Here is a 25,278-nt window from a genome sequence, read left to right as displayed (position 1 = left end):
TCATCCTGCGGATCCGGGGGAGCGGTGGCCCAGGCGGCGCAGGTCTGCGGAGCGGCTCCCGGCGGGCTGGAGATCGGCCCACGGATGCAGTTCCGAGCCGGCGGTCCCGTCGGCGAGAGTCCTTGCGGACGCGGGAGCGGGGGAGGCGTCCGACTGGGCCGGCGTCGGTGCCGGTGTGGTGTGGCCGAGGAGGTCGAGGGCGGCCTGCGGGCCGTGATCACGGCGCGCGGCCGCGACTGTTTCGAGGTCCCACGCCATCTCGCCGACCACGGTGCGGCGCGGGCCACGGGCCTCCACGGTGCCGCGGACGAGGAGCAGCCCCGAGTGGAAGATCGTGTGCGCGCAGTCGGCGTGAGTGTCCTCGAAGAAAGCGAGGTCGACGAGCCCAGCCCCGTCCTCCAGCGTCACGAAGATGATCCGTTTCCCCGAAGGGATGGGCGGGGTCTGGGTAGAGGCGCGCACGCCCGCGACAAGGACCTTCTGCCCGGGGACCATGCGCTGGAGGTGGGCGGCATCAGTGGCGCCGAGCTCACGCAGCAACCGGTAGTGGTGCTCCATCAGATGCTGGGAGACGTCGATCGACAAGACGTCCAGCTCGGCGCTCATCCGCTCCCGGCTCGACATTTCCTTCAGGCCGCTCGGCTCCGCGCTCACCAGGTCGCCACCGAGCGCGAGTTGCCCGTCGGCAGTGGCCCGGTTGCGGGCATGCCGGTGCAGCTCGCCGGCCTGGAGCAGCAGGTCCCGCCGCGTCAGCGCGCCCTTGACCTCGTCGAGGGCGCCGATCTGGATGAGCCGCTCGGCGATCGGCAGAGAGGGTCTGGCCCGCTGCCAGAAGTCCTGCAGGGAGGTGTAGGGCTGGTGGGCGGCTATCCGGGCCGACTCCGCGTCACTGATTCCCTTCACCGTGGATAGCGCGAGCCGCACCCCCCATCCCCGGTCCGTGGCCTCGACCCGGTGCGCCACCTGAGAGCGGCTCACATCGACCGGCAGGATGGGCACGCCGTGGCGGCGGGCGTCGGCGACGATCACCCGCATCGGCCACATGCCCGGATCGTGCTCCAGCAGCCCCGCATACAGAGCGGCTGGATGGTGCGCCTTGAGCCACGCGGACTGCACGGCTGGCACCGCGAACGCGACGGCATGGGCCCGGCAGAACCCGTAGGCCCCGAACTCCTTGATGACGTCCCAGACTTCGTCGACGACCGAGTCGGAGTAGTCGCGCTCGGTGGCTGCCTTCTTGAACCACTGCTCCACGGCGGGCAGGCGCTCGGGGTCGGCGAGGGCGCGGCGGGCGACGTCGCCGGCGGCACGGTCGCAGCCGGTCATCTTCGCGAGGATCGCGATGATCTGTTCGTGCCAGATCACGACGCCGTAGGTGTCGTTCAGGATCGGCTGAAGGTCGGGGTGGGGGTAGTGCGGTGCGGCGCCGTGCCGGGCGGCGATGAACTTCGCGGGCATGCCGCCCTTGACCGGGCCGGGCCGGAACAGGCTGATGTCGGCGATGACGTCCTGCATGTGTCGCGGCTGCAGACGTCCGACCAGGTCCATCTGGCCGGGGGATTCGATCTGGAAGCAGCCCAGGGTGTCGCTGCGGCGGATCATCTCGAACGTGGCCTGGTCGTCGAGGGGGACGTGGTCGGGGTTGTCGAGGTCGAGGAGTCTGCCGGTGGTGCGGAGGATCTCGTCGACGGCGTGTGCCATCGCGGACTGCATCCGCACGCCGAGCACGTCGAGTTTGAGGAGCCCCAGGTCCTCGACGTCCTCCTTGTCGGCCTGCAGCATCGGATAGTCGCCGCCCGGGGTCGGTTGCACCGGCAGCCGGTCCAGCAGGGACACATTCGAGATGATCACTCCGCACGGGTGCATGGCATAGCCGCGCACGAGCGCGTCGAGACCCTCGGCCAGCTCCCACAACGGTCCGAACTCATCTGCGCGGGCGGCGAGCTGGCGCAGTTCGGGCAGCTCGGCGAGGGCGGAGCGGATGTCACAGGCCCGGATGTGCGGAAAGCTTTTGGCGATCATGTCGACGGTCTGCGGGGCGATACCGAGGGCGAGCCCGGTATCTCTGAGGGCGTGGCGGGCGCGGTAGGTCTCGGGCATGCCGGTGACCGCAACCCGATCGAGCCCGAACCGCTCAATGATCTTGTCGTACACCTCGAGCCGTCGCGCGGACTCCACATCGAGGTCGATGTCCGGCAGCGACGTGCGCCGCTCGGAGAGGAACCGCTCGAACAGCAGGCGGTGAGTCAGCGGATTCGCCGTCGCCACGAACAGAGAGTGGTTGACCATGGACCCGGCGCCCGAGCCGCGCGCGGCGACCCGGACACCCATCGCCCGCACGTCCGCGACCACCTGGGCCACAGCAAGGAAATAGCCCTCGAAACCGAGCCGGCCGATGACATCGAGCTCATAGTCCAGCTGCCGCACCGCGGCCACATCCGAGTCCAGACCGCGGGCAACCATCCCGGCCTCGCAGCGCTGACGCAGCAGCCGCATCGCCCCGCCCCGAACCCGGTCGGCGCCCACCACGTGCGGCTCGGGAAAGTGCGGCCGCCCCATCCCCAAATCCTGTGCGCTCAACGTGCAGGAGGCCGCCGTCGCCTCGGTCTCGGCGAGCAGCGCGGCCGCCCGCTCGGGGCCATGGCCCGCGGCCTCGGCGATCCGCGCCGCGACCGCCGCCATCTCACCGCCACTCTTGAGCCACCCCTCACCGCTGTCGACGTGACGCCGGTCGATCGGACGCAGCAGACGGGCAGCATCCAGCACATCCGCCAGGCGGTGCTGGGCGGGATCGGCGTACCGCACCGAGTTCGAGACGACCACCGGCACGCTGAGGTCGTCACCGAGTTGCACGGTCCGCGCCGCCAACCGCAACGACCCCGCCCCGGTCCCCGACCGGCCCAGGTAGACCGTCTCCAACCGCAGGCCCGGCCCGGCGATCGTCCGCCACTGCGCGAGCAGCCGCTCAGCCAGATCCTGCCGCCCCGCCATCAGCGCAGCCACCGGCTCCGACGCAGGACCGAGCAACACCACCAGACCCTCACCGAGGTGCTCCTGAAGCACCGGCCAGGCCGCCACCGGCACCCCGTCCACGGGCGCGGCATGCGCGGCCGACACGATCCGGCACAGCCGGGCCCACCCGCCCACGTCCTGCGCCAGCAGCGTCACCCGCCACCGCGCCTCCACCACATGCGCACCGCCACGCACCGGCGTACGGCGCCGTCCCACAGCAGGGTCGGGCTCAGCGGCGGGAGCAACGGCGAGGTCCACGCCGAAGATCGGGCGCACACCGGCGGCGGCCGCGGCCTTGGCGAACCGCACCGTCCCGGCGACTGTGTCGCGGTCGGTCAGCGCGAGCGTGGTGAGGCCGCGCTCGGCGGCCCGGCGGACCAAGTCGTGGGGGAGCGAGGCACCGTACCGGGCCGAGTACCCGGAGGCGACGTGCAGGTGAGAGAACCCGGAGGCCGTCACGTTGCACCTCCGATCACACGAGCACCGATTCAAGTCGCATGACTTGTTCTGTCACCAATGTATCGAACAAAAATCGAACAACACGAGTCCTGGGTCCCGCGTGTCCCACTGTGTCGTTGCTGTGGCCGAGTGCCCTAGTTGGCGCGCTCGGCCAACTGCAACGCTCAACTCCAGACGGACGCGGACATGGCGTCGATGTGCCAGCACCTACCGCGCGCTCGGAGGCACTCTGGCCGTGGGGGCCGCTGCTCTCCTCGCCAGGTCAAACGCCACTGGCCGCTGGAGCGGCGGGGTGCTGTCATGGGTAGAGAAGACGCGTTGACGATCCGGCAGGGCCTCGGAGGCCGGAGCTCCGCGCGCAGTCCGCCCGGGTGGTCCGACCGGGGCAGCCCCGTCGCAAACAGAGGAGGCCGACGCCATGCTGCACCGCCGCACCGTCGGTGACGTGATGACCGGGGATGTCGTCACCCTCCACCCCGACACCTCGGTCCAGGACGTCGTCGGCCTGCTGGATGCGAACGACATCGTCGCGGCCCCGGTCGTCGACGACGACGGCGCTCTCGTCGGCGTCGTGTCCGCGTCCGATGTGCTGCGGCACGAGACCGGAATGCCCGATCCGCAGGGGCAGGACGGGAGCGATGAGGGCGCCTGGGGCAAGGCCCGGGCTCGGACCGCGGGCGCGCTCATGAGCAGCCCCGTCTTCACCGCCCACGCCGACTGGACGATCCCTCTGGCCGCTCGAGAACTCCGCAGTCGGCACGTCAAGCAGCTGCCGGTGGTCGGCGACGACGGGCTCCTCATCGGCATCGTCAGCCGTAGCGATCTGCTCGACGCCTTCATCCGCTCCGACGCCGAGATCCGCGGCGAGGTGGAGCAGGACGTCCTGGGGCGCATCCTCGGCCTGGACGAGGGCACCGTCGCAGTCGAGGTCCGGGACGGGGTCGTCACCCTGCGCGGTCACGTCCCGGAACCGCGTCTCGGCCCGGTGGTCGTGGGCCTCTGCCAGGGCGTCGACGGCGTCGTCGCCGTGGACGCCCACCTCGCCGCCGCCGGGGCGGGCTAGGTCAGGGTTTGGGGTTACCTGCGAGCGATGCTCGGCTTCGGCTCACGCCGCGGAGCAGATCTACCGGCTCCCTGGGCTTCTTCCCGCTGGAGGTCACGCCCGCGATTGCGGAGCGCGCCACCCCAGCGGGCGACCTAACGGGCATGGCCCAAGTCGCCAAGACGCGAGCCTGCAGTAGAGAGGGTTCCTCGACCGTCGGCGGCCGAGGAACCCTCTTGTCCAGGTCATTTCTGAAGGATGAAACAGCGCAGACCGCCGGGCTCCAGGTCGTACCAGGCACCGCTGTCCCACCCCGCCAGGAGACCGCCGATGTCCTGGCCGGCCAGGGCGATGTGCGCTCGATCGGCCGGGAGGCGATTCGCGAGCGGGGTCGTCACCACCCACACCCCGCCGGGCCGGAGCAAACGGCGCACCCGCCCGGCGACGGCCGGCCTGTCGTTCATGAATGCGTACACCAACCGCATCGTCACCACGTCGAAGCTGTCCCGAGGCAGCTCAGCGACGGCCTTGGCATCCTCGAAATCGACCTGGCGAGCCTCGAGATTCGGCTCCAGACCCTCGTAGCGATCGCGGACGGCGGCAACTGAGGAGACCGCCCAGTCCACGGCGAGGGTTGTGTACCCGACTTGGGCCAGTTCCGCGGCGTATCCGCCCAGCCCGCACCCCACATCCAGAGCCCGCGCCCCGGCTGCAGGTGGCAGGTGCCTGGTAAGGAGGCTCATCTCGCCCGCACCTGGGCGTAGGAACCCGTCGCCGGCGGCGAACCAGTCCTCCCAGTGCTGCACGCCGGCATTCACCCGTCGTCCCCTTCCTAGAAGCGCATCAGGACCGATCACCACACGCACTGAGGCAAGGCTGCGTCTTCAGGCCGCTTCGGCGCCAGGCTCGGGATATCGCACAGCCTTCTTCAGAGCAGCCTCGACCTCGCACTGGTCCTTCGCGCTGCGTGACCTCCCGCGCGGTCCCGGCGGCGGCATCGTGCTCGCCGTCGACGTGACCCCCTGGCCACGCCCCGACGCGAACACCAGCAATATCTCGGTGATGACCGCTCGCTGATTGCGGTCTCTGCGAAGACGAACCGGTCGAAGGCAGACCAGGACCCGTCCACGTGGATGCCACCGTTCGAAGGCGACCGGTGCGAGTACATCGCCGACTCGATCGCTATGAAGGTCCGCTGGCAGCTCGCCATCGACCCGTCCGAAGAAGAGGTTCTCGTCGAGAACGCGACCCGCTGCCCCAACGCACCAGTCAAGGTCACACTCGCACGCTGACCTGCTTCTGAGCCGCGCCGTCCGCGCACCGGTGGGGTCGCTCCAGGGCGACTGCGGGAGGCGATCAGCATACGGGTACGGGTACGTACCCGTATGCTGGCAGTGTGGGAAGGAGCGGAACGATGCCTGATGCCAATGTCCGTATCCCCGAGGAAGCCAAGGACCGCCTCGCGGCGATCGCGGCCAGCGAGGGCCTGTCGCTGCGGGCCTACCTGGCGCGCCTGGCCGAGACGCTGCTGACGCCGCAGGAGCGGGCCGAGCGCGCCGAACAGGCACGGGCCGCCCTCGAGGAGTGGAGCGGCTATGCGCCGACCGTCGCCGAGGAGCGGGATCTCGACGGTGAGCTGGACCGGCGCCTGGCGCAGGTGACCGGCCGGTGAGCCAGGCCATGCACATCGTCCTGGACGAGACCGCGGTCTCCGCCGCAGGCCAGGGCAACGTCCTGGCTTCCCGCCTGATCCACCGTGCGCATGCCGAGCCCGACTGGTTCCTGTACGCGCCGGCGTGCGTCCTGGTCGAAGCCGATCGCAGCAGGCCGGGCACGGCCGAACACATTGCTGCGCTGCCCGGTGTCACGGTCCTCGACCTCGATCTGCCTGCAGCCCTTGCGGTGGCCCGGCATGAGACCTGGGGCGTCGCTCATGCCCAGTACGCGGCGCAGCCGACCGTGGACAGGCCGGATGGCGCCATCATCGCGACAACTTCGCCGAAGCGGTGGGAAGGCCAGTCAGTCCGGACCTTGGACCTGACTCCCTGAGAGCTTGCCGAGACCGGCCGGTCCGTCGGAGCGGACGTACAGCGTGCCCCGCGCCTGGTCGGGCTCAAGCCTGAGGCGAAACCGAGGCGTCAGTTCGCCGTGCCAGCGGCCGAATAGGTTCCAGTCGACTCGGGATGCGAACGGCGGCCTACCCACGGGCCGGTAACGGGCTTTCGTGGTCGTCGACTTGGGGTTGGAGGGATGGCGCGCGAGCGACGGTGATGAGGATTCCTGTCTCAGCGAGCAGGTCTGTCCACCCTTACCGCGACCCACATGACGACTGGCGCCACCACACCCGCGACCTCACCGGCGGTGGCGTTCAGGCGGCGTGCCAGCGGGCCCGGTCGGGGCTGTTGGGGGTGGTGGCGCAGGTCATGAGGGTCCCGGCGGATGTGTAGCCCATGGCTCCGGGCGGGGAGCAGAACGCGCCGGGGTGCACGCCGCGCTGAGTACTCGTACCGCCGCTGGAGGATCCGCTTGAGCTTCCCCCGCTGCTACTCGTCTCGGTCGGCTCCGGCGTGGGCTTGGGGCGGGGGGCGGGAGCCTTGCTCTCTTCCTTACTGATCGTGTCCGGGCATTCGCTGTGTGGGGCGGTCAGCCACACGATCAGCTTGTGCTGTTCGTCCTTGAACGGCTTGCCTGCCTGCGGGGAGGTGGCGCACACGGTCCAGGTGGAAACCCTGTCGGGTAGCGCGCGCCCGCCCTCCGCAGGATGCTTGTCGGTCTGATGGACGTCGTAGCCTGTCGCGTTTTGCGCTGTGACGGCCTCATCGAGGGTCTTGCCTGTCCAGTCGATGATCTTGGGTATTGCATTGGTTGTCACGGTTGCGGTCGGAGCGGGGCTGGCCGTGGCCGCAGCGGATGCCGTCGGCTCGAGCTTGGCTGCCTTGTCCTGCTCGCTGTCCACTCCGCACGAGCCCGTCATCAGCCCAAGCACGAGTGCGGCGGGTATGAGCAGATGCCGCTTTCCGTACCAGCGCATGCGCGGATGGGTGGTGGGGGGCCTTAGGAGATGCTGGGGATGGTGGCGCATGAAGACGCAGACCGACCTTCTTGAGGGAAGGGAATGCCAGTGGTGGGAGTATTTCCAAACTCCCCCGGCGGGGGAAGTCTCCTACTCACTCCTGGACACAGCAGCGCGATGCACTGCTCGCTGCCCTGAGACTCCAGCCACCGTGGACCGGGAAGGCACAGGGCTCCAAGGAACGCTCCACGAGCCAGGCCGAGTTCACGGCCGAACAGTTGGAGATCTGGAGCGTTTTCGCCGATGCCGTGAGTACCCCGTTGGTCCGGGCCCGCCTTCATCATCTGCTGTTGGACCGAGGACACGGCCGTAAGCATGATCGCGCCCGCAGCGCGGCCGTCGGGTACCTGGACGCGGCAGCGCTTCTGCTCGCCGCCCCCGAGCGGTTTCCCGGGCTGCTATGCCCCACCGAGTGCCTGAGCTGGGCCCGAGACCTCGCCCGGACCTTCAACCAGAAGGATCTGAAGCAGCGCGTCACAAAGGACATGGTTGCCCTGGTCGAACGCGTCCTGGACAGCCCCGAGGACGAGCCGAGGATCGTGAACGGCCTCCTGGAAGAACTACGCGATCAGGGGGATGACATCACGGACTTCGCGGAACGCGCTGCACGCCGCTACGCCAGCGATGTGCACGCCCGTGTCGGCTTTCTCAAGCTGCTGCGGCAGGAGGTCGCATCCGGGCCCCGCCGAACGGACATTGAAACCCAGATCGTCAGCGCCCTGCTTGACGCCGCCGATGCCGACGTCAACGTCGGTTTCCGTCGTCATCAGCTGCTGACCCGGGCCGCGACCGAAGCACGGAATTGGGGACTGTCTGAGCTGCGGGTACGTGCCGAGTTGGCCCTGCAACAGACCGACCCGGGCTCCCTGGAATGGTCTCGGTTCCGTCGGGTGCTCACCCCTCCGCGGGGACTGTCCGCCGGGATGCGAGCACACATCGACGGCGCTGTAGACCTGCGGGACGCCCTGTGGCGAACCGCCCACGACGTCCATCCGGCGATGCGCGAGCACGCCGATGATGCGCACCTACTGGAACGTCTGCTGCGAATCCCGCGCACGCGCATCAACGCGATGGGGCCTGTCCAGACCTTCCAGCCCGTCGACGCCGACGACAACCATGCCGTCGCGTTGCAGGTCCTCGCGATGGACTTTCTCGGGCACCTCGCCGCGGATCAGCTCGACCGCATTCAAGAACGCTTCGTCCCCGACGAGGCCGAGCTGATCGGCGCCCTGGCCCACGACACCGTCCTGCCCGGGCCGCGGGCACGGACCCTGGCCCACGCCTTCCGGTACTTCTGGTTGGGGGAGTTCGACGCGGCAGCGTGCGTCGCCCTGCCCCAGGTCGAGCAGATCCTCCGGCAGCTCCTGCGCCCCCGAGTTCCGATCGTGTCTGTGTCCCAGGGGCGTACCCCCGGCACCGTCGAGCAACTGGGCGGCCTCATCCGCAGCATGCCGGACGCCGGGTATCCCGCGGACTGGAGTCGAGCCCTGAACCTTCTCCTCGCCGATCCCGACCGCGGGATGAATCTGCGCAACGACATCTGCCACGGATTGATCGACAGCCCACCCAAGCACCGCGTCGCACTCATCCTCCAGGCAGCGCTATACCTGCTTAGCTACGCCCACGGCCATCGAACCCCTGCGCCCCTCACCCAGCCCGCCCCCTGAACGGGCCCAGACAGACCGAGCTCGGCAAGGGGACAGGGGAGACGGGCGCGGCGAATCAGCAGTGCTGTTCAGCAGAAGCCCTTCGGCTGCACGTTCTCCCCGCACGCGGGATGCTGCGGACACTTCGTCGGGGCTGCCCGGCCGTCAGGCTTCGACGTTGATGCCGTAGTCGGTGGCCAGGCCAGCGAGGCCTGTGTCGTAGCCTTGTCCGACTGCGCGAACCTTCCATCCGGTCGTACGGCGATAGAGCTCCACCACGATGGTGACGGTCTCACCCGAGGAGAAGGGGTCCGGCGCGAAGGACAGCGGGGCTCCGGACGGCTGCGTGATGCCTGCTTGCCAGAAGGTGTACTGGCCGAATACTGCTGTGGGCTGTGCCTCGAGGTCGATGCTGACGATGACGGCGATCGCCGCGACGTCGTCAGGGATGGAGCCCAGATCGGCGGTGACGGTGTCCCCGCCGACGCGGACCCCGTCGTGGCTGGGGTGGTTGTAGAAGACGAGGTCGTCGTCGTTGCGCACTTTGCCGTTGCGGCTCAGGAGGACAGCGGACACGTCAACGGGTACGCCGGCGGCAGCGATGCGAATCGTGGTCGGCTCGGTGTGCAGGGCTGCGTTGGCTCCCTTCACCAGCAGGCGCGGCGTGCCGCCTTCCCCGGCGGGAGGCGCAGGGGCGGCGGGGGAGCGGGGTGCGGCCGGGGACGGGCCGGGGCAGGTGAGCGCGGCGAGAACGTGCTGGAGGACGGGCCAGCCTTCGGCTTCCTCACCTGGCCACGGCCAGGTCAGACGTTGGGCGCCGAACTCCTTGGCGGTGGGCGGCCGCCCGAATGCTTCCTGCAGCTGGAGGTAGCGCAGGCTCTCGGTGGCCAGGCGGCTGAGCTGCCACTGCCGTTGGGTTTCCTCCGGGTTGTTCACCCAGGTGTCGTGGTCGGCAGGCTTGCCCCCGAGCTCCTGGTACACGCGGCGGGCGAAGTCATAGCCGTCTTCAGCCAGCAGGCGGGTGGGCCGCTGCTGTGGGGACCGCGCCGGCTCGCCGATGGCTGTGCACAGCGCGCCCAGGTCGCCGCCCGTCCAGTGGTTGGCTGCCGCGGTGGCGAACCGGGCGAACTGGGGCAGCGTGGGAGGACGGCCCTTGGCGGCGACGACGCGGTGGTGCTGGTGAGCGACCTCCTCCAACTCGGAGCGCCAGCGGTGTTCCACGAAGGGAGCGAGATACTGATCGGCCCAGGCACGCCGGTGCCGGGTGATGAGGTCCCGCACCCGCTCGAAGCCTTCCCGACGCGTGCCGTGACTCATGCTGGAGGTGAACGTCGCCTGACCGTACGGCGTGTCGACCGTACGGTTCTCGCTGTTGGTGATTTCCTTTTCCGGCCCCAGGAACTGTTCGGACGCCTGCAGCTCACGGAAGAATTCAGTGTTGACGGGGCATCCGGCCGCCCGCAGGGCAGCCAGCGGTTTGCTGTAGTAGCGGTCGACACGATCCAACGTGGTGCGCGAGTAGGGGCCTTCGCACTCGAACCAGGCGGTCAGACCGACGCCGTGCCAGAACTCGACCGCAGGACCGAGAGCTTCGGCCATGGTCTGGTGCGGGCGCGGGTTGCTGACGATGCTGCCCGGGTGCCGCTGGAGCGTCACTGTCTCCCACAGCCGCTCCACCCGCTGCCGCAGATCGGCGGGCAGATGCTCCCGGTACGCCTGCGGGGTGAACCCTCTCTCGATGCGGGACAGCGCCATCAGGTCCTGATCGACCAGCCCCCACAACGACGGCATGCCCCGCGCCTGGACGGCGTGCGCCTGGTCGAACCCCACCCACCAGTCACGCAGGGCCGCAGCCCGCTCTTCCACCGGGGACACGGAAGTGCTGCCGCCGAGGAAGGCAGCGAGCATCGCATGCGCCTCGTCCTCCGCGATTCCCGCCGCGGCCGCCATGTCGGCCGTCTGGGCGGCCATGCCGACGTACAGACGAGGCTCGGGCAGCGCGGTGATGATCTCCTCATCCGGGTGTGGCGGGACCTGGAGATAGTCCAGCACGGCCAGCCAGTCGCCGCCGAAGTACGCTGAGGCGACGGGCTGGAGTTCCTTGGTGAGTACCCGGCGGGCCAGGGCGGTGCCCGTCTTGGCCTTCTTGGCGAATCCAGCCATCAGTGCCTGCAACCGCTGGATCCGGAAATGTGCGACGAACTGCGCGAGATCAGCGGTAGCCAGAGTGTCCAGCAGATCCAGGCGGGCCCGCTGCTGCCCGGCACGGTCCAATTCGTGCCAGCCGCCGCCGAAACGGAAGGCGTCCAGCGGGCCCTTGCCGATACCCAGCAGCCGGAAACGCTCCCCCACGGCCGTCCAGGACCGCTGCTGTTCAGTACGCGGGAAGATCTCCCCGGCCGCCCGTATCCGCACCGGCTGGAGCAGCGTCTCGAACAAGGGCACCAGCAGCGCCCACAGCAGCACCGTGTCCCAGCCCTCCACCGCGGTGAGACGGGCCGTGTCATCGGCGGCCAGCGTCAGGGCATGGGCCGGGCGTTCACGCAGCAGATGCGGCAGGTTGACCGCCCCCGCCTTCACCGACAGTCTTTCCGGCAGGTACCACGCGCCGTGTCGCTGCTGCTCCTGGACGTCAAATACGCGGGCGCAGCAGACTTCTTCGGCTCGGGTGAGAGCCGTCACCGTGCCGGTGTCCGGCACATGGCGCCCCCGGCCGCGGACGACGGTGGCAATCGGTTCTCCGGCCAGCCCTGCGGCCAGCAGCCTGGCTGCCAGCGCATCGACCTCAGCGAAGCGCTGCTGCATCCCGGCCGCCCGCTCCAGGGCGAGCGCCGCTTCGGGGCTGCTGTCCAGCATCTGCTGCCACCAGCGCGACGGGTTACTGGCCACCGGTCAGCCTCCGCATGTACTCGACGAACTGTTCAAAAGGCACCGGGGACGCGGTGCCCTGCGCATAGACGGCGTAGCGCTGGGCCATCAGCTGCATCTCCCGCTCGTCCCTGCGCGCCTCCACCCGGTCCAGTTCATGGACCACGCGCTGCTCGACGCGTCCTTGTTCGTACAGCACGAACGCGTCCATCCCACCCGGGCCCCCGCCGTCCCCCTGTGCCATGCCGTCTGGACTGGCTAGGTCCTCTTCCAGGGAGGCGGGGTCGATCGGCGGAACGTCCAGGAGCACAGCGGGGTCCATGTCGTTGTCCAAACACGTGGCCTCCAGGTGCTCCTCCAGGCCGAGTTCGGCATGGCAGACCACGTCCAGGTACTGCTGGTCGGCGGCCACTGACGGGTGGCGCAGGACGCGAACCCCGCGGCCGAGGAACTGGTAGAACTCGCCGAAGCTGCCATAGGGGCGGATCGGCACGACGACGGTGATCGGCGGAAAGTCGTAACCCTGGCCGAGCATCCGCAGCTGCACGATGCCCTGCAGGTCCCCGGCGTCGGACTCGAACCGACGTCGTGTGGAGGCGATCGTGGACGCGGGCATGCTGTGGTGCAGCGTGGCGCAGGCAATCCCGTACTCCTCGGCGATCCGCGCGATCTGCTCGGCATGCGCCTGGCCCATCGCCGCGAACAACACCCGGGGTTTGACGGGTGCCAACAGCTTGGCTTGCGCATCAAGACACGCCCGCGTCACCGCCATCACCTGCCGGATCGGGGCCTCGGACTGAGCGGTGATGCGGGCTATTTTCCGCTCATCGCCCAGCGCGGCCAACAACGCGTCCCGGCCCACGATCTGCTCGCGCCGTCCGTCCGGCCACACCGCCTCGTACACCGTCGATGCCACCTCGGGGGCGAACCGGTGCACCCGCAGGTTCTTCGCCGAGCCGTCCGCGACGGAGTCCACCAGCCGATAGCGGTAGACGACATCGGCGTCGATCGGCTTGCCGTCCAAGCGCTGAAAGCACGCCGACATCAGCAGCGTGCGCGCACCCGCAAAGTGCGCGAACAGCCGCTGATACGAGGCGCTGGCCGCGATGTGCGCCTCATCGACGACGATGAAGTCGACGTCGTCCGGCTCCAGCTTCGCCAGGAGATCCCCGCCACTCGCGCCGGTGCCCAGCGCATGAAAGTTCGTGACGAGGACGTCCGCTGCCAGCAGCTGCTCTCGGCTGACCCGGCTGATCTGCCCGTCATCCGCGTCCAGGACGAGCGTGGCCGGCGGGCGGACACCAGGCAACAGCGGTCCGCCAGCCAGCCCGTACAACACATTGCCCGGCACTCCCGGATCGAGCGCCTTGGCGAAGGTGCCGCGGATCACCGAGCCCGGCGTCACCACCAACGCCCGCTTCCTGCTGAACGACAACGCGGCCGCCACGCCCAGGGCCGTCTTGCCGGCCCCGACCGCCATCACCGTCGCCGCATGCCGGCCGCCGGAGGCGTAGTAGTTCGCGAGCGCAGTCAACGCCTCGTCCTGGCACGACCGCAACGGTGCCCGGTCCACCCCCGTGCGCGCATCGGCAAAATACGACCCACCCGACATTGGCTCGGATCGGCGGGGCGGATCAGCCGCCCGCATCGGATCGCCGGCCATGTCCGGCACCTCGACGCGCGGCACGGCACTCACCAGCGGCGCCAGGAGCGGATCCTGTCGCAGCAGCGCCTGCAACTGGGCCACGCAGCGCGCGGTGTCCACGCGCACCGCATCGTAGGAGAACCGCAGCACGGTCAGGCCGGTCGCAGCCAGATCGTTCTGCCGCAGCCGGTCGTAGGTGAACGCGGCCCGGTCACTGTGGAAGGCGAACCCGTCCAGCTCGACGGCCAACTGCAGCGTCTCACCCGCGATCAGGTAGTCCAGCCGGTAGCTCCGCTCCTCGACCGTGACCGGATACTGACTGTGCACCCGCGAGACGACCGATGCGTCCACGGCCGGCGTCAGCACCCACCGCAAGAACGCCTCCTCCAAGTAGGAGGCAGCCGGGATCAGTCGCTCCAGCCCCGCACTCATGACGATCCATCCTGTGCCGCGGCCTCGGCAGCCAGTGCCTGGACCTTCTCCTTCAGCCGGGCCGCCACGTCCTGGCCCTGCCCGAAACGGGCCAGCCGCCCCGCCAGCTCAAGCGCCTCCGCGAAGGTGCCCTCGCGCTCGAGCAGACCAATCAACCGGGGCACCGACGACACCCGCACAAATGTGTTCGGGGCAGCGGGGGCGTCGAAGGACACCGCCTGCGGGGCAGCCTCCATCAACTCCAAATCCAGCAAGGCGAACACCTCGAGCGCAGCCAGTGCCGCCGGTTCCCTACCGCGTGCACTCCACAGCCGATCCACCGCACCCTGCAGAACGAAGTGGTAGTCCATGGCCGAGCCAGGAACTTCCAACGCCTCCCACACACGGGCGATCAGCTCAGTGCCGCGTGCCTCGAACGGCACATGGCGACTGGCCGGTGTCGCGGACGTGCTGCCTTCGGAGGTCGGCCACATTGGCGAGCCGTACGACTCATCCGGACGAACTCCCGCCCCCGGCAACGCCTCACGCACGACCCCCGGGCTCCCGGAAAAGGCGATGCCAGGGATAGCCGCCATGCGCTCAAACCATGCCCCCATATTCCCCCTCATACGTGCACGAGCCAGCCCTCGCCGCGCGTGACTTCGGAGCCTCCGCCGACGACGACGCCCACGTCTACCACGTCCGGTTGTGAGCGGCCCGGGGCGCGTTGACACCGCGGTGACCTTTACAGCGCACGGGTGACCGCGGGCGAGCCGGGAGCGGTCCGGTGACCGGCCACGAGCCGCGCACCGTGGTCAACTACGCCCGGTCGCAACAACCTTGCAAGGACTTCCCGGCTACTGGGCCGCAACGCCTGCCGGGTGGCACCGCCGCGCCTTGCGCCCGGACCCGCACGGGCACGGGGCGTTCTTCGCGATGCTGCGCCCGGGGCCTTCGGGGCGCTGGGACGGGCGGCGCACCATGCTGGCGCCGCGGGTGCGCCACCGGGAAAGCGGCGTCGGAAGGTTGTCCATGTGCTCCAGCAGCCAGGGGCCGACGGCACCGAACGCCTCGTCGTTCGCCTCGTCCGAGAAGCCGCGGATCTCTTGTGCCGTGCCTTTCAGGAACAGTCCAGCGACCGTGGGGTACTGCTTGCCCTGGAACGCTTTCAGGCCCTGCAGACGGAAGACGTCCTTGGCGAAGGCGGCCCCGGCGACCAGGGCGGCACCGGTCACCACGTCACCGTCGTCGTGATCGTTCACGCGGTTGAACAGCCGTACCAGCTCGGCTTCCGCGTCGCTCAACGGCAGTTCTTCCTCGTCTGCGAGGGCCTTGGCGAACCGCTCCCGGACGCCCGCCGCATCGCGATACGAGAAGTCGTCCGCTCGCTGCGCCTGCTCGTAGTGCAGTGTGTAGACTCCCGGCTGCAGCCCCGACTCGTGCGCGAACACGCCGATGGTCTCGCGGAAGCCGGCGAATCGCATGACCTCCGTGCGGACCGTTCCCTTCCTGGCCTCGTCCCCCAGCCGCGAGCTGGGGGAGAACAGGAACGGGCAGACCTGTGCCGCATACAGCGCGCACACCTCGTGCACGGGCGCCTCCCCGCTAATCTCGGCAGTCGGCAACGGCCCGTCCTGCAGGATCACCTGCCAGCGCAGCTCGTCCCCGAACGGCAGGCCGCACACGGCGCACCAGTCGAAGGTCGCAAGCGCCAGCTTGCGCCGCTCACTGATCGCCCCGAAGTTCACCCCCGCGGCACTGCGCTCCACTGTCGCGATCACCGGGTAACCCCGACGGTCGCGCTTCAAGTGCTGCATGCGGCACGGCAGTTCGACCGTCTTCTGTGGTGCGTGAACCATGATCTTTCCCCCTGGTGCTCACTGACGTGACGCACTGGCGCTGCGTCGAAAGGAGGAAACGCCGTGTCACTTGAGTCAAGAAGCGCCCCGGAAGAACCAGGGCGCTCTGCCGTGCACGGTGTTTCCCGCCTGCCAGCCCGCAGGGCCTGGCCGACCCCGCAGCTGCCGTGGCAGCGCGACGCCCTGCAAGGGGCCGCACACTCCGGCGTCACGAAGTGAACACGACTCCTTCACGTTCTGTCCACTGGCGCACACCGCCCCCAGCCGTACGTCCACCCCACAGGGGAAGACCGATGCGCCCCCATCGGAGCCACACCAGCATCCAGACTCACGGCCGTTGCCCCGTCCCGCTCCAGTCCGGACACCGGATCAAACGACGCCGAGCACAACGCGTCAAAGCACACCAAGCCGGAACGCTTCGCGCACTGCGCGCACCACGCACACGTCACCAGACGGCAGGACGACGAGCCGAGCGACGGCGTGTTGACCAGACCGCACAAGAACTCGGCGCCAGCGGCCAACACCGGCCCCGCACTGGATACAGGGGAAGGGCCCGGGGGCAGGGCTCAAGACGGGGCCCGGGCCGCGGCCAGCACAGCCGCCACGGCACCTGCCGCCGCGCCCTAGCTTGCGGGCTGCGAAGCGGCTGCGGACACGGCTGCGACCAGCGGCGACCAGAGAGGATGCGGGCGCCCGGGCACGACGAGATGCGCGGTACGCCGTGCCCGGGTCAACACGACATATAGCAGCCGCGACCCGTCGGGGAACGGCTCCTGTTCGTAGCCGTAGAACTCGTCCGGCCCCAACAGGAGGATCGTCGTGTCCGCCTCGCGGCCCTTGGTCTGATGAAGGTTCATCACCTGGACCGGGCGCTGGCGCGGAGACAGGGAGCCCACCAGGGAGTCGTCGCGAAGCCGCAGAAGTTCCGTCGTCACCGCGGCGATGCTCTGCTCACCGCCGAACAGACGCAGCGTGCTGCGGGTGCGCGCTGCCGCCTGCTGCCAGGCCTCCCGCCCGCGGGAGGCGCCGATGCGGGCATAGGCTCCGGACACTACATCGGCCAGCTGACCCAGGCCCGCTTCCGGGCCGCCCCTCGCCGCACGCAGATCGTCCAAGAGCCCCATCAGCCGACGCTCCAGAATCGGGTTCGTGCAGTGCAGCATCTGCCCCGCCAGCGGGGGAAGTTGTCGGCCCCGGCGCAGGGCCGCGGTGACGAACACCGCCAGCGTCCTGCGCACCGGGGCGCTGTCATCGCCGAGCGCGAACTGGATCAGGCTGAGCTGGGCGGCCAGTGCTTCACCGTGCGCCTCGCCGAAGCCGATTTGTTCGTGGGGGAGTTGGGCCTCGGTCAGTGCATCGGACAGTGTCGTCGTGGCTGCGATGCCATGGGTGAAGACGCTGACGGTGTCCTTCTCGCGCCGGGCCTGCCGGACCAGCTCGAGGACCTCGTCGTGGCCCGTTCCCCGCAGCACAGGGGTCACACGCAAGCGGCCCGTGCCGGCGGCTTCGGCAACTGCCGGGTCAGCGAAACAGCGGGCGCGGGCAGCTTCGGCCGCCGCCGGCAGAACGCCACTGGGGTCGCGGTAGCTGGAGGCCGGGAGCTGGATCTTGCAAGCTCCCGGCAGCGCCATGGCGGCGTCGACGCGAGCCGCCGGGCTCACTCCGGGCTTGAAGCCGCCGTAAATGCTCTGATGCACGTCTCCCAGGAAGATCCGTCGTGCGGACGGCGCGATCAACTGGAGGAAGGTCCACTCGGCGGAGCTCGTGTCCTGGAACTCGTCGCAGATGACGATGCTGTAGCGCTGCGCGTAGTGAGCCGCGACGGCGGGCAGTCGCAGCAGATCACTCGCGGAGGGGATCAAGTCGTCGTAGACCAGGCCCGGCGGGGCGCCGGGAACGCGACTGTTGGCGCTGCTCAGCACCGTCTGTGGCGGAGGAAATCCGTGATGTGCGCCGAAGCCCGTGATGATCCGCCAGGCGAATCCGTGGAACGTCGCGACCTCGAGCCGCGGGCCGAGGCGTCCGATCACGCCCGCCGCCCGATCCATGATCTGTGACACCGCGGTGCGGGAGAACGACAGGAACAGTGCCCGCGTCCGCGCTGGCATGCTGCTGCGTACCCCCTGCTTCACGAGCTTCTGCCGGACGGCGAGCAACTGCCCGTCGGCGGCGTGGAGATGCTCACGGGCCGCTGCCACGGCGGTGACCGTTTTCCCGGTGCCGGCCCCTCCCAGCACCACCAGCGCCGGGGCCTGGCTGGAGATGACGCTGCGCTGGGCATCGTTCGGCTTGTAGATCATGCTTCGTCTGCCTTGGGTGCATCCCTGGGGACGGCCTGGGGGCGGGGCAGCGAAAGGAGATCGACCTGTTCCGGGCCGCGGTAGGCGGCGTTCGCCTGCGCGGCGAGCGTCAGCAGGACCGTCGCGATCACCGGCGGATGCGTCTTCGTCTCGCCGTACAGGGCGCTCAGGAACTGCTCGTGCAGCCCGTGCTTGTGGAGCACCTTGCACAGGTCGATGACCGCCCGCTCCTCGAGGCGTCCAGCCACCGGGTCAGGAATGCCATAGACGGTCAGTGTGGTGCTGGCCTCGGCGATGACGTCCAGGCCGATGCCCTCAAGCATCGCCTGCTCGATCGCCCCCGCAGGCAGCCGCACCACCGCATCACACGCCGCTCTGATCTTGTCGAGCTGCCCGCGGGACTGGGCGGTCTCCTTGTCCCGGTCCACGACCGCCAGGACACGAAACCCCAGCTGCCGGGCCAACTCGGCAACCCGGGGGATCTGGTCGATGCCTCCGTCCATGCCTGTTCCCGCCGCCACCAGGCGCACGCCGTGCGCCGGCAGCGGCAGCTGCTGGGGCGGGAAGCGACGGTCCACCATGCTCAGCACCGCAACGTCATGCGGGCCCTCGGTGATGGCGACGGTGGGCGAGCTAAGCGCGGCCAGCAGCTGGGTGTGCAGCTGACGAAACGCGACCAGCATCTTGCGGTCGGTCGGCAGCGTCAGCTGGTGATGGGTGCGGGTGCCGCCATGGCGGACCAGGCGGACCAACTCGGTCGGTTCGAAGGCACGCGCCGCCTCGGGACGTCGAGTCGAGAGCCACAACTGCCCCGACTGCGCACGCAGCACGGCAGCGAGGTGTTCCGCCGTCGCCGCATCGAGCCGGTCACCGAAGTCGTCGACGAGGACGAGCGCGCCCGGCACATTGGCCAGCAGCATTGCCTCGGCCACCGACAACACGGCGCCCGCGGTGCTGCCATGGCTGGTCAACGGGAGCAGACCGCTGCCGTCGAGGTCGGCCGCAGCCCTCAGACTGCGCAGCAACGCGGCAACAGACCCATCCTCCGCCATGAAGCCCATCTCCGCAGCGGAGACGGGCCGGTCCCCGAACCGGCCGCCGGTTCCGCCGACTGCCAGCACCGCATCGACAGCCTCGACCACCGCCGGATCGGCCGACAACCGGGCCACAGCCTCGGCGACCCCATCGCGCAGCACGTCGAACGCGGCCGCAGCCGCCTTGGGATCCCGCTCCTCGAGAATGCGCCGGAACGCCCCACCGGCACGCAGCTGCAACGGCGCCGCGGTGTCCAGTACGAGCACCGGCAGAGCCCGGCGCGTGGCAGCAGGAACCCTGGCGAACTGCCCCCGCGCCGGACTGCTGCGGGCCGGAAAGTACACCAGCGACTCCAGCGACTCGGCCTCGCTGTCATGGGTGAGCCGATACGTCAGACGCACGCACCAGGAAGCATCTGCGGGAACATCCACGTCCTGGCTCGCACAGCCCGACGGATCTAGCGGCTCCAAGAAGCCGTCGACCAACTGCTGCACATCGGCGTCGAAATCGGTGAGCGTCACCTCAACCTCCGCACAACGCAGCGCAGGAGACTCGGCGACCGGCTCTTCCTCCGGAGCCTGCTCCGCGGCCGAAGCGGACTCGGATCCGCCGTCCCCGACGTCCGGATCCGCGCTCCCCACTTGTTCCGTGTCCGCAGCCTCCTCGGTGCCACTGTCGTCGGTACGGCGCGTGCTGTCGAACAGATCGGTGAGAGCCGCCCCCCGGCCGGCATCCGGATCCAACACGCGGGCCAGCGCCGCCATGATGTCGGAACGCCCCGCCCGGGGCACCCCCGCCAGCAGCACATGATCCTTGGGGCGCAGATCCAGCCGCTCCCAGCCCCGAAACCCTGTGATCAACAATCGTGAAGCACGCACACGCCCATCATCGCCCGACAGAACAGGTGCTGACGAGGCATATGCGTATTTCCGTGTCTACCGAGATCCGCTGCGCTCCGACCTGCTCTGTCTCGAGCAGAGGCCTGCCGCGGCGGGTCCCCGTCTTCAACGACAACGGCACTGCGGCAGCCCTCACCCGGCGAGCAGCCGTCGTTACGATCACCGTGTGTCCATACAAATGATCACCTACATGATCTCGGCGGCCCTCGCGGTCGTAGGCGTACCCGCGGTTTACGTGCAGGCCCGCGCAGCCCGCCAGTCGGCAGTGGCCGCGGGACGGGCACAACTCGTGCATGCACGCAGGACAAGCCAGCACGAGGCATGCGTCGAAGTGCTGACGCGTGCCGACGACTTGAAGCGTTCCTGCGACCACAGCTGGAGCGCCGCATCCTGGCTGCACATGATCTATGAGGACGAGGCCAGCAACGAGGAGCCGGTCAGGGAGAGAGCCAGGGGACAGCGGGAAGAAGCCGAGCGGCGACATGATGAATCGATCGAACACGCCGATGAGGTGTACGAGCGCCTCCTCAAGGCGGTTGCTCGCCTGGGAACTGGAAGGCCCCGATCGGCTCATACCCCCAGCATCCCGGCTGGCCGACCTTGGAGACTTGCTGCAATTTCCAGGCCGGACCCCGGCTTTCGAAGAGGACGAACCGGTATGGGTGACGGATGACGAGCAACGTCCGTTTGCCTGGGTGACGAATGAATATCAAGTGGCCCGGAGCGCATTCGTTCAGAACACCCGAACCTAATTCAACAGCCTTTGGCAGCGGGCGCGAGCGCAGGGCCCCGTGATGCGAAACGATGAAGGCCGCTTAGCATTCATCGCTGGTCATGCTTGCGGAGCTGCCTCCGAGGCAGGCCCGACCGGTGGGTGGCCTTCGTATTCCAGCGCTGCGCGTGCCGCCCGGGTGAAAGCGTCCAGCCGACGTTCGAAGCGGTACTTCTCGTTGAACGCACGAGATCTTTGGATTCGTGCGCGACCGAGTTCGTTCCTGAAGTTCCTGACCTCGTCGGCGAAGTCGCCTGCCGCCGTCACCACGGCATCTGGTCCTGCGATGGCTACTGTGGAGCGGCGCTCGCGGATGTTCTCCCAAAGGTCATCGAACTGCTGGTGGAACTCCTCCTCGCGCCCGTACAGCGCGTCGATCAGATCTTGGCCGGCAGCGACGAACTCCGCGTAAGCCTGCGAGCGGGGCCCGCGTCACTCGGTGAGGCTCTCGAAGCGGCGTTGGCGGGCTGCTTCTGACTCTTGTGAGGTGAGCTGAAGGCGGGCGGTCCGAAGACCAAACATGCCTGTCGCGACTGCTGTAAGTCCCGTCAGCCCTCCACCGATTGCCTCTCCGGCCACGGCTGCTGTACCTGCATCCACGCATGATTCTTACCAGAGAACGATGAAGGCGCCCCGGTTTCTCGGTGGGCGACTGCGGGCGCTTCTCGTGTCCCGCCATCGGCGCGCGCGGTTCAGATCAGCGAAGGCTCAGCACGAGGCCAACTCCCTGCGGAGAGCAGCCGAGCCCCGAACCTCAGATCCCGCGCGGGACGCCTGGGGTCGAGAGGCGTCAGGTGCAGAACGACGTCGGTGAGGTCGGGTTCCGAGCTGGGCGCTGACAGGTCCCAAAGCCTGGAAGCCCTCGCTCTGCCCTTTGGCATGGCGAGCTATCCCGTCGGCCAGGCTGTTTGTCAGTAGCTCTCCGTACGATGCCGCCGAAGCGAGTTGCTGAGGGGTGGAGATGACAGCGGCCGGACAGGAATTGCTGAGCAAGGACCGGGGGAATCAGCCCCTCTGGGTATGGATCATGGTCTTGATGGCGCACGGGCGCAGCTGTGTGTACTGCGACGAGCAGCAGGCACAGACCCTTGAGCATGAAGCGCCGTTGGCGGGCAGGGCGGGACGGGACATCTGGTGGAACCTCGTGCCTGCCTGCGACCGGTGTAACAGCTGAAAGCAGAAAAGGTCTGCGGTTGAGTGGGCACGTGACATGAAGTTGCACCACGCGTACCCGAAGGCTGGCTTCGCTCGCCATACCCTTCCACTCCGGATTGTCGAGGGGATCAACGACCGTGTAGCCCAGGTACAGCGTGAGATACGCGATCCCGCGCGGCGCCAGTGGTTCGAGCACCACTACGGGCGAAAGCACAGTCCGCGGTTGCGTCGGCAGAAGCATGAAGAAGTCCAACGGTGCGCGGAAGGGATGGAGCGTTACCCCTATCCGCCGTGGGAGTCACGAGAGATCAAACCGGCCACGAGCCGCTGTATGCGCGTGCTGTGCTGCGGCTACCAGCAAGAGGACGCCCACCCGGAGTTCATCACCTTGGCCGAAGCCGAGCGCGAAGACCTGCGGCGTATGGCGTACGAGAAGGGGTGGTATCTCGGTGATCTGATCGGCAACTTGCTGGATCGGGCTGTCGAGGAATGGCGCCAGTCTCGGTCGGGTGGTCGCAGCGAGGAGGCATCCGGCGATGTGAACCGCGCCGCCTGCGCCCGCCGCCGACCCACGAACGGCGCGTTTCACCTGGCGTGGGCTAGTGCGCACCCCAGACTCGCCGGACGCGTGGCCCCAGCCCGGGTCGATCGCGTCCAACGCGCCCTGGGACGGCTCTCTGAGAGTCCCCACCCTCCCGCAGGCACCAGCCGGCCCTGTTCGTGCGCGAGAGCAGCCTCCACGGCCTGCCGCGCGGCAGCCCGCTGGTTCTTCAGCCACACCCCAACCGGGAACCCGCCCTCACCGACGGCACTGACCGGCGCCAGCAGATGCCCGTGCTCTTGCGCCCAAGCCCGGGCGACGGCGAGGCCTTCATCGAAGGCGCTGTCGTGCGCGTTCCACACCATGCCCAGCTTGTCCAACTGCCGTACCCGCTCACCCTCGAGCAGCTCCGCGTTGTAGTACTTGCGCTGATCCGCCAACCACACCCCCAGCGGAAACCGCGCAGGCGACCAGTCATCCGGCGTCACGTACCGCTGCGGCGCCTGCAGCACCTGCGCTCCGCTCTCCTTGAGGTACTGGATGCAGGCCTGGACGCCGCGCCGCCAGTAGGCGTTCTCCGGATCGATGATCCGCAGGCGGATGAACTGCGCGATCAACGCCGGATCCCGCGGCGTACTGAACTTCAGCAACTCCGCAGCCGGCCCACTGACCACCGGCTCGGCAACCTCGCCACCAGCAACATCCGCGCCGCTGTCGCCCTGCTCATCAACGGCGCCTTCGACGACTTCCTCCTGATCCTCATCCTGGACCCAACTCCCGCTGCGCACGCGGGGATCAGCGAGCGCCTCGATCGTCTCTGTGTCGTGCGCCCGCAAGGCTCCAAGAACCTTACTGAGGGTGCCATAGGAATTCGAAACCAGCATTTCCCCGCCTTCTTCGCCTGGACCGAGAAATACCGGAACGACCAAAGTGGCGAGCTTTCCCTCACCGGGCCGGATACGCAGAGCACGTCCGACCATTTGCACGATGTCCACCATCGAACCCCGCGCATCCATAAAAGCGACCGCATCACAGCGAGCCGTATCGACCCCTTCCCCCAGCACCTTCACGGACCCCAGAACCTGAACCGCGGCCTTCACCTCACGACCGTCCGTGCCCGGGATGAAATCCGAGGCGAACTCCTGCAACACGGCCTGCCGGTGGGAGGGAGGATGCTCGCCATACAGCCACTGCGCCCACACACGCCCCGGCGCTGGGAACCGCTCAGGGTCATCAGCGTGCAACTGCCCAGCAACGGCCGGCACCCCGGCCGCCATCGCCTCCGCCTCCGCAACCCGACTGTGGAACGTCAGAATCCTGCGCAACTTCTCCTCCACAGCCGCCGTCAGCAGCCCAGTCTGCAAAGCCGCCAACCGCGCACCCCGCACATGATCAGAACCCAACGGCTCGCCCTGCAGCGCCCGATGGACGTCCTCGTCGCGGATATCCACACAGACGACCTGATAGGGCGCCACGATCCCGCGCCGGATCGCCTCGGACAGCTTCAACTCATACGCCACCGGCCCGAAGAGCTCGCTGTCCCGATCCATGGAAGCAACCATGCGCGGCACCTCACCACCGGCCTCCCACACCCGCGGCGTCGCCGTCATATACAACCGACGATGCGCCGGAATCTGCTGCTGGTCATGCACCGCCGCCCACGGCTTACCAGCATCACCACTCGTCCGATGCGCCTCGTCGACCACGACCAGGTCCCAGACCCCAACCCCGGCTCCGTGCGCCCGCTGCAGCGTCCGCAGCCCCAGCGAGGCGTAGGTAGCAAACACGGTGACCTGCTCCAGGCCCCGCAGCCACAACCGCAACTCCTCCGCGCTGGTCGTGCACGGCACACCCTGACTGTCCGCGGCACTGAGCGAGCACACCCCCACCATGCCCCCACCACGGCCGCCGGCCCGCCACGCGGCGGCCGTCTGCATCAGCAGATCCAGCGTCGGCACCAATACCAACACCCGCCGCGCTTTCAGACGGCGAGCTGCCTCCACCGCCATCAATGTCTTGCCCGACCCAGTTGCAGAGACGACCTGCGCCCGCAGTCCCTGCGCCGGCATACAGCCATCGGCCGGGGTCTGAAGGGTCCTCAGAATCCCATCGACAGCTTCGACCTGATGTGGAAGAAGTTTCATTGCTGCCATTACGGTCTCCCGTGATAGATATGCTCGGCAGGGGTCAAGTCAGGGCCAGCAGGGGCGGTCGGTGGTAAGCATCCAGGCCATAATCTAGCCCGCTCGCCATGATGACACACACGGGATTGGGAGGTTCTCACCTTGTCCGATTCCGACCAGAAGCATGACGGATCGTCAAGAGAGCCTGCGCCACACACAGACGCACCGTCACCCCCACCGATCAGCCTGTGTAGCCAGCTGTTTTTGGCGGGACCGCGCGGAGCGTGGGCCTGCTAGGCCGGATCGCGGAGCGATCCGAGCCGTCAGCAGCGCGAAGCGGTGCTGACATGGCGTCACGGAGTGACGCCAACTCCCCGACGAAGTCGGGGAGTTCTTCCCGCGCGAAGCGCGGGAACCGCCGCGTAGCGGCGGCGCGTC

At 68.6% G+C, this 25,278-nt stretch carries 17 protein-coding genes; 7 read left to right on the top strand and 10 right to left on the bottom strand.

Translation table 11 applies throughout. The features are described from left to right. On the bottom strand, positions 1–3,471 hold the full coding sequence (locus OG574_RS00080) for a DNA polymerase III subunit alpha (protein WP_326771242.1): 3,471 nt from the start codon (positions 3,469–3,471) through the stop codon (positions 1–3). 418 nt (positions 3,472–3,889) lie between these two features. Between OG574_RS00080 and OG574_RS00075 the strand changes: the two genes are divergently transcribed. Then, positions 3,890–4,534 (top strand): CBS domain-containing protein, encoded by a 645-nt coding sequence (locus OG574_RS00075; protein ID WP_326771241.1) that lies wholly within the window; start codon positions 3,890–3,892, stop codon positions 4,532–4,534. Positions 4,535–4,758: 224 nt separating this feature from the next. Here OG574_RS00075 and OG574_RS00070 read toward each other — a convergent pair whose 3' ends face one another. Beyond that, positions 4,759–5,379 carry a class I SAM-dependent methyltransferase gene (locus OG574_RS00070; protein WP_326771240.1) on the bottom strand — a complete coding sequence of 207 codons (621 nt, stop codon included), beginning with the start codon at positions 5,377–5,379 and terminating at the stop codon, positions 4,759–4,761. A gap of 267 nt (positions 5,380–5,646) precedes the next feature. Between OG574_RS00070 and OG574_RS00065 the strand changes: the two genes are divergently transcribed. From OG574_RS00065 to OG574_RS00055, 3 genes are all read left to right on the top strand, one after another. After that, complete coding sequence (locus OG574_RS00065; protein WP_326771239.1) at positions 5,647–5,805, top strand: hypothetical protein; 159 nt, start codon at positions 5,647–5,649, stop codon at positions 5,803–5,805. Between the two features lie 122 nt (positions 5,806–5,927). Next, on the top strand, positions 5,928–6,185 hold the full coding sequence (locus OG574_RS00060; RefSeq protein WP_326771238.1) for a hypothetical protein: 258 nt from the start codon (positions 5,928–5,930) through the stop codon (positions 6,183–6,185). A gap of 8 nt (positions 6,186–6,193) precedes the next feature. Beyond that, on the top strand, positions 6,194–6,562 hold the full coding sequence (locus tag OG574_RS00055) for a hypothetical protein (protein ID WP_442816915.1): 369 nt from the start codon (positions 6,194–6,196) through the stop codon (positions 6,560–6,562). A 319-nt stretch (positions 6,563–6,881) separates the two neighbouring features. Here OG574_RS00055 and OG574_RS00050 read toward each other — a convergent pair whose 3' ends face one another. After that, the gene (locus OG574_RS00050; protein ID WP_326771236.1) at positions 6,882–7,544 is read right to left on the bottom strand and encodes a hypothetical protein; all 663 of its coding nucleotides are present in this window, start codon (positions 7,542–7,544) and stop codon (positions 6,882–6,884) included. Positions 7,545–7,615: 71 nt separating this feature from the next. On the opposite strand from OG574_RS00050, the gene OG574_RS00045 reads away from it, so the two are divergent. After that, positions 7,616–9,253, top strand: coding sequence for a DUF4209 domain-containing protein (locus OG574_RS00045; protein WP_442816780.1), 1,638 nt, complete (start codon positions 7,616–7,618; stop codon positions 9,251–9,253). Between the two features lie 144 nt (positions 9,254–9,397). Here the strand turns inward: OG574_RS00045 and OG574_RS00040 are convergent, their stop codons facing one another. The 6 genes from OG574_RS00040 to OG574_RS00015 form a co-directional block, all read right to left on the bottom strand. After that, positions 9,398–12,121: a TerD family protein gene (locus tag OG574_RS00040; RefSeq protein ID WP_326771234.1), complete on the bottom strand. Its 2,724-nt coding sequence runs from the start codon at positions 12,119–12,121 to the stop codon at positions 9,398–9,400. Continuing rightward, positions 12,111–14,177: a DEAD/DEAH box helicase family protein gene (locus OG574_RS00035; RefSeq protein WP_326771233.1), complete on the bottom strand. Its 2,067-nt coding sequence runs from the start codon at positions 14,175–14,177 to the stop codon at positions 12,111–12,113. The genes OG574_RS00040 and OG574_RS00035 overlap by 11 nt, the downstream gene beginning before the upstream one ends. Next, on the bottom strand, positions 14,174–14,650 hold the full coding sequence (locus OG574_RS00030) for a hypothetical protein (protein WP_326771232.1): 477 nt from the start codon (positions 14,648–14,650) through the stop codon (positions 14,174–14,176). Before OG574_RS00030 ends, OG574_RS00035 begins: the two co-directional genes overlap by 4 nt. A gap of 363 nt (positions 14,651–15,013) precedes the next feature. Further along, positions 15,014–16,015: a YecA family protein gene (locus tag OG574_RS00025; protein ID WP_326771231.1), complete on the bottom strand. Its 1,002-nt coding sequence runs from the start codon at positions 16,013–16,015 to the stop codon at positions 15,014–15,016. Positions 16,016–16,638: 623 nt separating this feature from the next. Beyond that, positions 16,639–18,315: a UvrD-helicase domain-containing protein gene (locus OG574_RS00020; protein ID WP_326771230.1), complete on the bottom strand. Its 1,677-nt coding sequence runs from the start codon at positions 18,313–18,315 to the stop codon at positions 16,639–16,641. Beyond that, entirely contained in the window at positions 18,312–20,228 is a 1,917-nt protein-coding gene (locus tag OG574_RS00015) for a hypothetical protein (RefSeq protein WP_326771229.1), read from the bottom strand. Before OG574_RS00015 ends, OG574_RS00020 begins: the two co-directional genes overlap by 4 nt. Positions 20,229–21,123: 895 nt before the next feature. On the opposite strand from OG574_RS00015, the gene OG574_RS00010 reads away from it, so the two are divergent. Together OG574_RS00010 and OG574_RS52580 are read left to right on the top strand one after the other, a co-directional pair. Next, positions 21,124–21,498, top strand: coding sequence for a hypothetical protein (locus OG574_RS00010; protein ID WP_326771228.1), 375 nt, complete (start codon positions 21,124–21,126; stop codon positions 21,496–21,498). 484 nt (positions 21,499–21,982) lie between these two features. Then, on the top strand, positions 21,983–22,195 hold the full coding sequence (locus OG574_RS52580; protein ID WP_442816779.1) for an HNH endonuclease: 213 nt from the start codon (positions 21,983–21,985) through the stop codon (positions 22,193–22,195). Positions 22,196–22,761: 566 nt separating this feature from the next. On the opposite strand, the gene OG574_RS00005 is transcribed toward OG574_RS52580, so the two are convergent. Next, on the bottom strand, positions 22,762–24,870 hold the full coding sequence (locus OG574_RS00005; protein WP_326771227.1) for a DEAD/DEAH box helicase: 2,109 nt from the start codon (positions 24,868–24,870) through the stop codon (positions 22,762–22,764). Between the last annotated feature and the right edge of the window lie 408 nt (positions 24,871–25,278).

The sequence above is a fragment of the Streptomyces sp. NBC_01445 genome (genome assembly GCF_035918235.1).
In the GTDB taxonomy this organism is placed as follows: Bacteria; Actinomycetota; Actinomycetes; order Streptomycetales; family Streptomycetaceae; genus Streptomyces.
The sequence above is the reverse complement of the archived record's forward strand: the minus strand, read 5'-3'. Positions and strand labels throughout refer to the sequence as shown.

Excerpts from the sequence above, each read along its gene's own strand:
- OG574_RS00075 (WP_326771241.1), top strand. The coding sequence starts at position 3,890 with ATGCTGCACCGCCGCACCGTCGGTGACGTGATGACCGGGGATGTCGTC.
- OG574_RS00065 (WP_326771239.1), top strand. The coding sequence starts at position 5,647 with ATGCCACCGTTCGAAGGCGACCGGTGCGAGTACATCGCCGACTCGATC.
- OG574_RS00060 (WP_326771238.1), top strand. The coding sequence starts at position 5,928 with ATGCCTGATGCCAATGTCCGTATCCCCGAGGAAGCCAAGGACCGCCTC.
- OG574_RS00055 (WP_442816915.1), top strand. The coding sequence starts at position 6,194 with ATGCACATCGTCCTGGACGAGACCGCGGTCTCCGCCGCAGGCCAGGGC.
- OG574_RS00050 (WP_326771236.1), bottom strand. The coding sequence starts at position 7,544 with ATGCGCTGGTACGGAAAGCGGCATCTGCTCATACCCGCCGCACTCGTG.
- OG574_RS00035 (WP_326771233.1), bottom strand. The coding sequence starts at position 14,177 with ATGAGTGCGGGGCTGGAGCGACTGATCCCGGCTGCCTCCTACTTGGAG.
- OG574_RS00030 (WP_326771232.1), bottom strand. The coding sequence starts at position 14,650 with ATGTGGCCGACCTCCGAAGGCAGCACGTCCGCGACACCGGCCAGTCGC.
- OG574_RS00025 (WP_326771231.1), bottom strand. The coding sequence starts at position 16,015 with ATGGTTCACGCACCACAGAAGACGGTCGAACTGCCGTGCCGCATGCAG.
- OG574_RS00020 (WP_326771230.1), bottom strand. The coding sequence starts at position 18,315 with ATGATCTACAAGCCGAACGATGCCCAGCGCAGCGTCATCTCCAGCCAG.
- OG574_RS52580 (WP_442816779.1), top strand. The coding sequence starts at position 21,983 with ATGACAGCGGCCGGACAGGAATTGCTGAGCAAGGACCGGGGGAATCAG.
- OG574_RS00005 (WP_326771227.1), bottom strand. The coding sequence starts at position 24,870 with ATGGCAGCAATGAAACTTCTTCCACATCAGGTCGAAGCTGTCGATGGG.